This is a genomic window from Marinifilum sp. RC60d5, from assembly GCF_052400665.1.
Taxonomy (GTDB): Bacteria; Bacteroidota; Bacteroidia; order Bacteroidales; family Marinifilaceae; genus JBQTGK01.
The window spans coordinates 332,517-345,677 of sequence record NZ_JBQTGK010000002.1 but is presented as its reverse complement, the minus strand read 5'-3'; the positions used below and the strand labels follow the sequence as shown (position 1 = coordinate 345,677).

Below are 13,161 nucleotides of genomic sequence, written 5' to 3'. Positions count from 1 at the left end.
AAAAATCATTAAGGAAGTATAAAAAATGAAAGACTTTTTAGAAATAAGTAAGTATATACTACCATCACTGGTAGTTTTTATGGCAGCATATATTGTAATTCGTGCATTTTTACGTCGTGAACATCAAAAACAAAAAATGGACTTATACCTTTCCAATCAACAGGAAATTACTCCAATACGACTGCAAGCCTATGAACGCTTAATCCTTTTTCTGGAACGTATTCATCCTGAATCCTTAATAATTCGTGAAAATACAGCAGGATTAAACAATCAACAATTTCAACAGAAATTAGTAAATGCAATAAGAACAGAATTCGAACACAATTTATCTCAACAGATTTATATCTCTCCCCAACTTTGGACGCAAATTAAAAATGCAAAAGAAGCTATGGTTCAACTAATAAATGCAGAAGCTTTACAATTAATTCCTACCGATTCGTCGCTAGGACTAAGTAAATCGGTTATAGAAGCACACATGCAATTGCAAAAACCGCCCATTGATATTGCCATTAATGCATTAAAAGAAGAAATTGGTTTAATTTGGAAATAAAGTAGTGTATTGAATTTAAATTCATTTTTTTCGTTCAATCACTTCATACAAATTCACACATTCACTTATTTTAACTATTTTTGCTGAAATTTTCAATAAAAATACCGCGATGAATTCATTCGACGATATCAAATTAAGCAAACAAATTAGAATGGCGCTGGACGAAGCCGGTTTCGAAAAACCGACTGATATTCAGCACAAAGTATTTTCTCCGGTTCGATCGGGAAAAGATATTATTGGAATAGCCCAAACCGGAACAGGAAAGACTTTAGCCTACCTAATGCCTATTTTGATGAAACTGGCTTATGCAAAAGGCTATGATCCCAGAGCCTTAATTGTGGTTCCAACTCGAGAATTAGTGCTGCAGGTTGTAGAAACAATCGAATTACTAACTCCTTATATGGATATTAGAGCTGTTGGCGTTTACGGTGGTGTAAATATCAACACTCAAAAAGAAAAACTATATGAAGGTGTTGATATTATTGTGGCAACCCCGGGTCGCCTAATGGATATCTACATGACCCGAATCCTGAAATTTACACAAATCAAAACCTTAGTTATTGATGAAGCTGATAAAATGATGGACTTAGGTTTCATGCCGCAGTTAAATGCTATTTTTGAGATTTTACCTGAAGCTCATCAGAACTTATTGTTCTCGGCAACTTTCTCGGATACAATTGCTCAAATGGCCGATTCATTTCTGCTAAACCCAGATCGAATTGAAGTTGCTCCTCAGGCATCTACCGTAAAAAACATCCACCAAATACAATATCAGGCACCAAATATTCTAAGTAAAATTAATCTGTTAAAATATTTACTGGAAGACAAAGAAGTATTTAATAAGGTGATGGTTTTTACCGAGACCAAAAAAAATGCTGACAGAATAGTGGAACGCCTGGAAACTATTCTTGGCGAAGATCTTAGTGTTATTCACTCGAACAAGGCGCAGAATACTCGTATTAATGCATTAAATGCATTTAAAGAAGGACGTGCAAGAGTTATGGTTGCCTCGGATGTAGCTGCCCGTGGTATCGATATTGATGATATTAGCCACGTAATTAACTTCGATATTCCTTCTAACTATGTAGAATATGTTCACCGTGTAGGTAGAACAGGACGTGCCGAAAAAGAAGGTACAGCTATTAGTTTTGTGAATGCCGGAGAAGAGGAATTAATGGAAAAGATTGAGGAATTAATTCAAAAACCAGTATCGCTGGAGTCGGTTCCTTTAGATGTTGAAATTACCTCTCAGCTTTTAGAAGATGAGAAAAAACAAACCCGAAATATTAAAATTAAAAATACGGTTCGTTTGGATGTAAAGAGCGGAGCTTTTCACAAAAAATCTGCTAAAAACTCTAAGACTCCTTCAATGTCGAAAGGTCGACAAAAACAATTGGAAGCTCAAAAACGAAATCAAAAGAAAAGAAACAGATATAAAAAGAAATAATGAAAAGCCCTATTGGGCTTTTTTTTTGCACTACTAAATTTACGCAAGAAGCTCTCCAGTCTGGCAAAAAAAATAGTTCAAGAACTTCTTGCTTAGAATAACAACTTCCAATCAGAAATAGTATATTCTTCAGAAAATAATGTTTTAACAAAATTGCAAATTCCCAGCTATTAACTAGTCTTCGAAAAGATCAAAAAATAAAGCCGGACTCAAGAGTCCGGCTTTCATAATATCTAAGGATCATTATTATTTGATCATTTCAACGCTACGTTTTACGAATTTTGCCAATTCCTCACCTTTCAACATATTGTTAGCTAGTAAAGCAAGATCGATTAATTGTTTTACCAATTGATTATCTTTACCATATCCTTTTAACAACTCTTCTTTCTCGGCATTTACTTCAGTTATTTGTTTCTGAATATCAGCCATTTTATCTTTCTCTTCCTGAGGAACTTCTTCGTCTTTCTTATCTTTCTTTAAAGCTTCTAAAGCATCTCGTTCTTCGAATAATGGTTTTAGTTTAGCCGAAACCTCGGTAAGACTGTCGCCCATTTTTGATTCTTTATCCTTAAGAATATCCCCAATTAAAGCATGATCGGAATTAACAACCAGGTTGTAAGAATCTGGCATTTCACCATAAAATCCCATACCGGCATTCATGGCAGCCATATCTTTCATTCGGCGCATAAATTCTGCCTGTGTAATCATTAGTGGCTGCGAATCCTCTCCTAAAGATTCAAAAGTAACAAGGTAATTTACCTTTTCCGATGGTAAATGAGCATTAAATACAGGAATCAAATCATTTCTTTGTTCCTCAGTTAATTTAGATGCTTTTACCTCATCTTTTTGAATTAGTTTATCGATAATATCGGAGTCTACACGAACATATTTAGTTGTTGGTGTTTTTTGCTCTAAATGGTTAATCAAGTGATTATCCAACTGACTATCCATAACCAAAACATCGTAACCTTTTGCTTTAGCAGCCTCAATATAAGTGTACTGTGCATCAACATCTGTTGCATACAAAGTAATCATATTCTTGTCCTTATCAGTCTGATTTTCTTTGATGATGGCTTCATATTCTTCCAAAGTAAAATATTTTCCTTCGGTATTTTTCACCATAAAGAATTTCTTGGCACGATCGTAAAATTTCTCTTCGGTCAACATTCCGTACTGTACGAACATGCGTAAATCATCCCATTTCTCTTCAAAATCTTTACGATCTTTCTTAAAAATATCGTTCAGGCTATCGGCAACCTTTTTAGTGATATGATTCGAAATTTTCTTCACATTACCATCGCTCTGCAAATATGAACGAGAAACATTTAAAGGAATATCTGGTGAATCGATAACACCATGCAGAAGAGTTAAAAATTCAGGAACAATACCCTCAACTGAATCGGTTACAAAAACCTGGTTGCAGTACAACTGAATTTTATTCTTTTGAATTTCTACACTGTTCTTAATTTTTGGGAAGTATAATATACCAGTTAGGTTAAAAGGATAATCCACATTAAGGTGAATGTGGAACAATGGATCCTCTCCCATTGGGTACAACTGACGGTAAAAATTACCATAATCTTCCTCTTTCAAATCTGCAGGTTTCTTAGTCCATGCAGGATTTGTATCGTTAATAATATTGTCCTCGTCGGTTTCTTCCTGCTTACCATCTTTGTATTCTGTCTTTTTTCCAAAGGCAATTTCAATAGGTAAGAATTTACAGTACTTATTTAATAATTCCTGAATACGACTCTGCTCTAAAAAAGCTTCTTCCTCTTCCGAAACATGCATTACAATATCGGTTCCTCTTTCAGCTTTCTCTACCTCTTCAAGAGAATATTCCGGATTTCCCTCGCAACTCCATTTAACAGCTTTTGAACCTTCTTTATGCGATAAAGTTACAATATCCACTCGATCAGAAATCATAAACGAAGAGTAAAATCCTAAACCAAAGTGACCAATAATTGCGTTAGCCTGATCTTTGTATTTATCAAGAAACTCTTCAGCTCCAGAAAATGCAATCTGATTGATGTACTTTTCGATTTCATCCTGAGTCATACCAATTCCTCTATCCGAAATGGTAATGGTTTTGGCTTCTTTATCAATGTTCACACGAACAGTTAGGTCACCTAATTCACCTTTAAACTCACCTGTTGAAGCTAAAGTTTTCAATTTTTGAGTTGCATCTACTGCATTCGATACAATCTCTCTTAAAAAGATATCGTGATCTGAGTACAAAAATTTCTTAATGATTGGAAACAGATCCTGACTGGTAACACCAATTTTTCCTGTTGACATACTTATATTATTTTAAAAGTTTAATTACAATTTTTCAGCTTGCCAATAGTCAAAGCTTATGCCAATACTGTAAAACTGTCATTAAGACAGAAAATGTGTAAAAAATGCAGGAATCTGTCAGTTTGGATCAATAAAATCGTGCAAAAACTTCATTTTCCCGATCAAATCAGCTGGAAAATCGAAAAATCATAATTTAACAAACATTCTATTTAACTTTATCTTACTTTTAGATACATTATTAAACCAAGAAAAAAACTATGCACGAAAATCAAAATACTGTAATCAGCATTCAAAATCTTGAAAAAAGTTACCAAAATGGTAGAGCAGAAAATAAGGTATTGAAAGGAATTGATTTGGAAATAAAACCGGGTCAGATTATAGGATATATTGGCCCAAATGGCGCAGGAAAATCAACAACTGTTAAAGTTTTATGTGGATTATTAACCGATTTTGAAGGTGAGATAACGATCCTTGGAATGGATTTAAAAAAGGAAGCTACAAATATCAAAAAAAGAATTGGATACATTCCGGAAAATGCTGTTTTATACGAAACACTGACTCCACGTGAATATTTGCAATTTGTTGGCGAATTGCATGGCATGTCGATAAGTGATATTACTACTAAAACTGAAAAACTTCTTGATTTATTTGAGATGAAGGCTCATGCCGATGAGAGATTGAATTCTTTCTCGAAAGGAATGCGTCAGAAAATCTTAATTATCTCAGGTTTAATTCACAATCCGGATATCATTTTCATGGATGAACCCTTATCGGGCTTAGATGCCAATTCGGTGATTATTGTAAAAGAGATTCTGACACAACTGGCCAAAGAAGGCAAAACTATTTTCTACAGTTCTCACATTATGGATGTGGTAGAAAAAATATCCGACCGAATTATACTCATCGATCAGGGAAAAGTAGTAGCTGATGGTAGTTTTGAGGAATTAAACTCAAAAGCAAGTACCGGCTCGCTGGAATCGTTGTTCACCGCATTAACCGGGACATCGGGACACAGCAAAAAGGCAGAAGAAATTATTAACGTATTCGAAAACTAGGGAGCATGGTAAAATCTATTTTACTCCCATTTAAGGGATTAATAAATGCAATGGGAGCCGACTATCATCAGCTTTGCATTATTCTTTCTGCGAAACTAAAAATGGACAACCGCAGAAGTATATCTTTGTCGCAAAAAGGAAAAAATTCTAACAATCAATTACTCCTGCAAACCTTAGTTTACAGCGTATTGGGTGCGTTTATAGGCTTAATATGCATTAGAATAAAAAACCCAATGGTAAGTTATACTATTTTCTTTGCTTTTGTAATGATGATGATTGCTATGTTAATGATATCGGAATTTACCAATGTATTGATGGATACCCGAGACAATAGCATATTAATGCCACGCCCAATAAATAGCAGAACCATTGTGCTGGCAAAAATTCTTCATATTGCCTGTTACATGCTCCACATGAGTTTATCTTTATCGCTATTCATGATGATTACAAGCATTATCAACCATGGATTTATTGCCACCATTATTCTGCTTTTACTCCTATTATTTGCAGCGCTTTTCACCTTGTTTTTAACCAATATTTTCTATTTGGGAGTAATGAATTTGGTAAGTGGACAAAAACTGAAAGACATTATTGTGTATTTCCAGATTGCCATGGCCATTTTGTTTATGGGGGCTTATCAGCTAATGCCACAAATGATGGATGTGTATGATGTAAGCAATATTCAAATGCAAATTCACTGGTGGTCTTACCTGGTTCCTCCTTTGTGGATGAGTGGTAGCTTTGATGCCTACATTACAAACACTTACGACCTATCGCACTTGATCTTTTTTAGTTGTGCTGTTTTGGTTCCGATTATCAGTTTGGTTTTTGTTGTGAAGGTACTGGCTCCAAAGTTTAACAATGCATTAGCTCAACTCGACACCGCAGGTAACAAAGAAAAAAAAGTAATCAAAGAAAAAAATGAAAACAGAAGCTTAAGTTCCAGACTAAGCAGAATATTCACAAAAAATCAGGTGGAATCAACAGCTTTTAATATGGTTTGGCTCATAAGCGGACGCGAACGAAAATTCAAACAATCTGCATACCCTTCCTTTGGTTACATCTTTATCTTTATTTTGATATTTGCCTTTAAAACAAAGGAAACATTTAGTATAGAAGCTCTTGCCGAAAGCAATAAATACCTTTGGTTTATTTATACTACCATTGTTGTTTCTTTTAGCATTACTCAGCAATTGGGATACAGCGATCAGAACAAATCGAGCTGGTTCTACCAGATTCTCCCAATTGATAAACCGGGCGATGTTTTATTGGGATCATTCAAATCGGTAATGGTAAAATATTATATTCCTATTTATATCATTATATCGGCAGCAGCCCTAACAATTTGGGGTATTCAAGTAATTGATGATTTGATTTATGGCTTTCTTTCTATCGTAATTGTTTCATCTTTAATGCAATCGTGGAGCGATCCTATTCTTCCATTTACCAAAGAAAGAGAAACACAAGATGCTGGTGGAAACTTTCTGAAAGGAATGTTGTTAATGATATCAGCAACAGCAATTGGTCTTCTGCATTATGGACTTAGCTTTATTCCTTATGGAATACCTGCTGCAATACCGATTCTAGCTCTTATAGTCTACATAAGATTACGTAGTTTCAGGAAAATATCCTGGAATAAGATTAAAAACTAAACTATCAAAGCTGTTTCGAAAGAGGCAGCTTTTTTTCTATTTAGACGCAGATTGTGTAAGATATTTATGATTCTCGCTGCTTAAACGATTACAAAAAATATATTGGGAATCAGAACTCAAGTCGGAATTCCAAACTTACAACATGAGTTTTCTTAAGCTGTTAAAAAAACATAAAATACACAAAACTGTTTACCAGAATATTTCTTTTTTATTTAAATTCACAATTGATAGTATAAAATATATTGTTTTGTATGTTTTTTAATCTCAGGCAACCAATATCATGTCCAATGCATTCTAATTAAAGACAACAACTAAATTCAGTTCTCTTTTTAGCATCAACTGTAACTATAGTAACCCCATAAGCGTCACATAAAACAAAAGCCAAACATGACAAAAAATTTCCTATTCCTACTATTTTTCTTATTCCCTGCAACTTTATTCTCACAACAAATTTCAGGAAAAATTACCGATACCGATGGAAATGCCATTCCCTTTGCCAATATCTACATTACAGATTTGGCAAGCGGAACTACTTCAAATATCGAAGGTAAATACCGCCTCGATCTGCCAGCTGGAGAATGGAATTTACAATACCGATATCTGGGCTTTAAAACCAAAGAAGTAACAGTTAACATGAACGGGAATGATCTGGAAATGGATGTAGCCTTAGCTCCTCAAACTTATCAGTTAACTGAAGTAAAAATACTGGCAAGTGGTGAAGATCCGGCTTACTATGTAATGCGAAAAGCCATTGCCATGGGCGATTATTACACCAAACAGGTTAGCGAATACGATAATAAGGTATACCTGAAAGGATCGGGAAAAATAACCAGTGTACCCCGACTTTTTAAAAAGAAATTAGCCGAACAAGATATTAGCGTAGGAAAAACGTTCGTAACCGAAAATATCTCAAAAATTCATTTTAAATTGCCCAATAAAGTTGAGGAAGAAGTAATTTCTATTCGAACATCGGGATTGGATGATCAGGCAAATCCGATGCAGTTTATTACTGCAAACTTATACAATACCCGTGACGATGGATTTATTTCGCCACTCGACAAAACCGCTTTTAGTGTATACAAATTTCAATTGGAATCGGTTTTTGAAGATCAGGGAAGAACCATAAATCGCATTAAAGTAATCCCTAAACGAAAAGGAAAAGATTTGTTTCGCGGATACTTAAACATTAGCGAAACCTACTGGAACATTCATTCTGCCGATTTACAACTCACTCTTCCCATGACCGATGTTCAGATGCATCAATTGTATGCTCCCGTAACAAAAGAGGTGTGGATGCCTGTAAGTTTCGATTTCGAAATTAAATTTAAAGGCTTGGGATTTGGTTTGGAGGGAATGTATGTTGCCTCGATTAAAGATTACAAAGTAAAATTGAATCCGGATTTAAATCATGATTTATTAAAACAACAAGAGCTAGCCAGAAAACAGGAAGAAAAAGATATCAGCCAATTAACCGATGGTAAAGATTCTGAAATTCTGTCGACCAGGGAGAAAAAACGAAAAGAGGACATTCAAAATCTTTTGGAAAAAAACGATATGGACAATGGGGATATGCGAAAGCTGTATCGACTGATGGAGAAAGAAAATCAGGAAAAGAAAAAAGAGAAAATAAAAGAACCTCTGGAAATAAAAATAGAGAAAGTAAAAATGGCGAAAGATGCCAAAAACAAAGACTCTTTGTATTGGGCAGAAATGCGCCCTATCCCACTTTCTGATGATGAGAAAATTAGTTTCGACCAAAAAGATTCTCTCAAAATTGTGCGTAACACACCAGAATACAAAGACTCAGTTCGCAGAGCCAATCGCGAATTTAAATTCAATCACATCCTGTTTGGTAAAACCTATCGATACAAAGAAGAAAATTCTCGTTTATCGGTTCCTGGTCTTTTTGCTATCGATAAAATTTCCTATAATACGGTTCAGGGGTTTACTTTCGAAGCTCCTTTCTCGTATTCAAAAAAAGATACTTTGGGGCATTATTTCGAATTAACATCGGCTCCTACCTATGCATTTTCTCGTGAGCATCTCGATTTCTCGATTAAAAGTAGTTACCGTTACAACGGAATGAAACGTGCCTGGATTGCCTTTGAAGCAGGAAGCAAGGCTGTCGATTTTAATGAGGAATCGGGAATTAATCCAATGTTAAACGCAATAAGTAGCTTGTATTTTAAAGATAATTACCTAAAACTCTACGATAAAAATTATGTGAGCATCTGGCACGAAACGGATCTTTCAAATGGCCTAAATCTTTATACAGAACTGGAATATGCCAACAGAAAACAACTGTACAATACCAACAGCTGGTACATTTCCAATCCTGATGATCAGGACTATTCATCGAACATTCCGGAAGGAATAAATCCTGAATTGGTACGCGATAATAAGGCCTTAACTTTTATTGCTCAACTGGACTATACCCCTCGCCATAGATATACCGTAAAACAAGGTGTTAAACGTATGATCAGCTATCACGCTCAGCCAACATTCTCGCTACTCTACAAAAAAGGCCTTAAAGATGTGTTCGATTCGGAAACCGATTATTCTCTTTTGGAAACATCACTAAAACAAGCATTCGATATTGGTTTTAACGACCGACTAGAGTATAAGCTAAAAGCAGGTAGTTTTCTTTCGCACAAAAAAACTTTTTTTGCTGATTATCGCCATTTTAATACCAGTAAACCAACAGTAATGCTTGGCAGTTCGTGGGATACCTTCCGATTGCTGGATTACTACCAACACTCTACAAACGAAGATTATCTGGAAGCACATTTGCAATATACCTCCGATCGTTTTCTACTTAAACGCTTGCCTATTTTAAACAACTCACTTGCCATTCAGGAAAACTTATTTGCCAATTACCTAACTCATGCCAATAAACAAAACTACTGGGAAGTAGGTTATGGCTTATCGCAGATTTTCCTTCTGCTTGATGTGGAAGTATTTTGGAGTTTCGATGGCAAGCAGCACCGCGATACTGGCGTAAAATTGAAGTTTAATTTTTAAGATGAATCGATTAACAGATAATTCGACCCCACAGGGAGGCGCAGGTTTATAGCATTCCATTGCGATAAACATCTGACTCCTTCGGAATCACATTTTAGTTTGTATTTTAAACCTGTCGAATTCAGAATCCTGACAGGTTTTTAATTTTTGAGATCCTTTAGAACCTTAGCATGCTACCACTCTACCAAAGGTAAAAACAAATAGTATTCATTGAGAGCTCTTTGCTGTTGAAAATTTCCCCTCCCCGCTCGTCGAGAACATTTTTCCACATGGATTTGGTCAACTCCACTCGTCGAGAACACTTTTCCGCGTGGTTTTGGTCAACTTTGTTCGTCGAGAGCATTTTTCCGCGTGGTTTTGGTCAACTTTTTTCGTCGAGAGCATTTTTCCACGTGGTTTTGATCAACTTTTTTCGTCGAGAGCATTTTTCCACGTGGATTTTGCCATTTTTTTCGTTTTGGGAATTTTGCCAACAGATTTTTGCCCGCCCTCATTGCGAAGTAACCTTTGCCAATGGAATTCACTTTGCAGCAAAAAAAACTTATTAATGTACAAATAATATTCATAAAATTAAGCTGTCAAATCTGCCAAGTTTCTAAAGGTGTTAAACTTAGCATTTTTATACTGACTGATTTTTACAATTCATAATCTTTTTTTAATTTCAATTATCCAACCCAAATAAACCTTAAAAATAATTGAATTATGGAAGTTAAAATTCTAAGTAAATGTGCTGCCGACGAAACAGCACATCTTGGTAGTACTGCCCTTTCAACACTTGATGAAATGGATTTAAGTACCGATAATTATTTATCGGACCTAAAGTCGAAATTGAATACCGAAAATTCTGCTTTATCAGAATCTTTAAGAGTTGAAAGAAAACATGAGTTTACCAACGAATTGGCCGAACTCGATGAAATTTTTGACGACAGAGTAGTTTGTTTGAAAAAATTTATTGAGGCCAATACCTATTCTTCCGATCCTGTTATAGCCAAAAATGCTGAGAAAGCATTAGATAAACTAGCTGGCTACGATTTGTCGTTCTACAAATTGGGTTACGAAAAGGAATTGCCTCGTGCATTTTCTTTACTACAGGAATTCGAAGAACCGGATATGAAAACTGTAGTAGAATCATTAGTAGGTGTAGTACAACCGCTTGCAGAATTAAAAACATCTGCCAATAATCTAAACCAATTGTATAAACAAAATCAGGATGTTTTGGCTCTTAAAAAAGATGTGATTCCCTCTACCCTACAGAAAAAAGTAGTGGTCGATATTTTTAATGATGATCTACTACCTTATCTGAAAACTATGGCGAAAGTAAAACCTGCCGAATATGCAGTGATCTTTACTAAAATTGCTCGTTACATTGATACGGTTAACACCAAAATAAGAGCTCGCAGAAACCGAACTGCTGCCGAAGCAGAAGCAAACAGCGAGGAAGAATAAATAAAAATTAATTTAATGCGTTGGGTAAAAACAAGGCCGGGAGGCCTTGTTTTATTTTTAGAATGGGAACTACTATCAAGATAAAAAAACACGACTCCCCCTACTTGTACTGGTGCGAAAAACCAAAAGAGCTTAAATCATACAGTGGCACTAACACTAACTATTAACATAAACGAAATGCCATATTTAACCATAGATTCGACCCCACAGGGGGTCGCAGGTTGATAGCATTACATTGCGATAAACATCTGACTCCTTCGGAGTCTCATTTTAGTTTGTATTTTAAACCTGTCGGGATTCAAAATCCTGACAGGTTTTGATTTGATATCATAAAAAAAGAGCTTTTGCCAATGGCAAAAGCTCTTTGTGTTTCTTTGTAAAATTCTTCGTTACCCTTCGTGGTAAATGTTTTTTTAGGCTACTGCTTATTTCATTTCGGTATAATCAGTAATCAATTTAAAAATACCTTCGAACTGATCGTATCCTAATTTGTCGGCGGTATCGGTAGTTTCGTGGTAATCTCCTAATCCGCCATGCGTATAAAAGAATACTGCTTTTACCCCTTTTTCGTGAAAGGAAGCATGATCGGAAGATGAAGATTCACCCGTTGGGAACATCTTAAACACATATTCTTTTTCCTTGTTAATGGCTGTGAACTTTGCCATTTCCTTAGGCACTGTTTTACCATTAATTACATAAATTCCTTTGTCGCCAGTGGCTACCATATCAAAATTAAGAACAATTTTAGTTTTGGCTAAAGGCAGCAATGGATTTGCAGCATAATGTTTTGATCCTAACAAACCAGCTTCTTCTCCACTAAACAAAGCAAAAACCAGGGTATAATGAGGTTTCTTCTTCTTGGCTTTAAAATATTTTGCCAGATCTAAAACCATGGCAACCCCGCTGGCATTATCATTAGCTCCAGGATAAAATTTATCGCCAAAGTGCCCTAAATGGTCGTAATGAGCCGAATAAACAATACAAGTATCCGACTTCCCGGGAATGTAGCCAACTAAATTCTGCGTATGGTACTCCTCGATAAATTGACTTTTTATGTTGTAGCTGATTTTCTTTGCATCAGGAGAAATCACATCCGACTTGAGCATAAAGGTTGGATAATCAACAACTTTAGTCCGTGCCGAAAACTTTAATTTACCATTAATCAGCACCACACCTTTTGCATTAAAAACATTCTTTTTTAGCATTGCCTGAGCAAAATTGTACAAATCTTTATTGTTTAGCCCTGTAGAATCGATTGCCAAAAACGAATTCGAAAGATCTTTCTTCATAAAATCTCCCAGGCTTCGCTGATTGGTTAGCACATCCTTTGTAATCCAGCAGAGTTCCGATTCTCCAGCACAAGATTTTGCATTTGGATTTACGATGTACTCACTCGCCGACTCCAACTCCACACCATCGAGCTTTAGCATTGGATTTTCGGGATAGGTATTAATCGAAGTTGTATACGGCTGATAGTAATTCTTAGTGAAACTTTGTAGTCCGATAGTTTTCATCTCTTTCGACAAATATGCAGCAGCAATACTATCGCCTTTGTAAACATATCCACGACCGTGAAATTCTTTTGAGCTTAACTTCTCTACCAACTGTTTGGTATAATTCATGTCTTGTGCAAAGCCTGTTAAAGAAAACAGGCATACACTAAATAGGGTAGCTAATTTTTGAATCATTCTG

General features: G+C 35.6%; 8 protein-coding genes. 6 read left to right on the top strand and 2 right to left on the bottom strand.

The genetic code is table 11. The annotated features are described in order from the left end of the window. The first annotated feature begins 25 nt into the window (after positions 1 to 25). Positions 26 to 550: a DUF7935 family protein gene (locus ACT3CE_RS05445; protein ID WP_444708747.1), complete on the top strand. Its 525-nt coding sequence runs from the start codon at positions 26 to 28 to the stop codon at positions 548 to 550. A gap of 109 nt (positions 551 to 659) precedes the next feature. Then, the gene (locus ACT3CE_RS05440; RefSeq protein WP_444708746.1) at positions 660 to 1,997 is read left to right on the top strand and encodes a DEAD/DEAH box helicase; all 1,338 of its coding nucleotides are present in this window, start codon (positions 660 to 662) and stop codon (positions 1,995 to 1,997) included. Positions 1,998 to 2,243: 246 nt separating this feature from the next. Here the strand turns inward: ACT3CE_RS05440 and htpG are convergent, their stop codons facing one another. After that, positions 2,244 to 4,295: a molecular chaperone HtpG gene (gene htpG, locus ACT3CE_RS05435; RefSeq protein WP_444708745.1), complete on the bottom strand. Its 2,052-nt coding sequence runs from the start codon at positions 4,293 to 4,295 to the stop codon at positions 2,244 to 2,246. Between the two features lie 257 nt (positions 4,296 to 4,552). Between htpG and ACT3CE_RS05430 the strand changes: the two genes are divergently transcribed. The 4 genes from ACT3CE_RS05430 to ACT3CE_RS05415 all read left to right on the top strand — a co-directional run bounded on the left by ACT3CE_RS05430 (position 4,553) and on the right by ACT3CE_RS05415 (position 11,469). Then, entirely contained in the window at positions 4,553 to 5,350 is a 798-nt protein-coding gene (locus ACT3CE_RS05430; protein ID WP_444708744.1) for an ABC transporter ATP-binding protein, read from the top strand. Between the two features lie 5 nt (positions 5,351 to 5,355). After that, positions 5,356 to 7,002 (top strand): hypothetical protein, encoded by a 1,647-nt coding sequence (locus tag ACT3CE_RS05425; protein ID WP_444708743.1) that lies wholly within the window; start codon positions 5,356 to 5,358, stop codon positions 7,000 to 7,002. A 387-nt stretch (positions 7,003 to 7,389) separates the two neighbouring features. Further along, a complete protein-coding gene (locus ACT3CE_RS05420; protein WP_444708742.1) occupies positions 7,390 to 10,023 on the top strand; it encodes a DUF5686 and carboxypeptidase regulatory-like domain-containing protein in 2,634 nt (877 codons plus the stop codon). Between the two features lie 702 nt (positions 10,024 to 10,725). Continuing rightward, positions 10,726 to 11,469, top strand: coding sequence for a DUF6261 family protein (locus ACT3CE_RS05415; RefSeq protein WP_444708741.1), 744 nt, complete (start codon positions 10,726 to 10,728; stop codon positions 11,467 to 11,469). A 425-nt stretch (positions 11,470 to 11,894) separates the two neighbouring features. Here ACT3CE_RS05415 and ACT3CE_RS05410 read toward each other — a convergent pair whose 3' ends face one another. Then, a complete protein-coding gene (locus ACT3CE_RS05410; RefSeq protein ID WP_444708740.1) occupies positions 11,895 to 13,157 on the bottom strand; it encodes a M28 family metallopeptidase in 1,263 nt (420 codons plus the stop codon). Positions 13,158 to 13,161 lie beyond the last annotated feature (4 nt).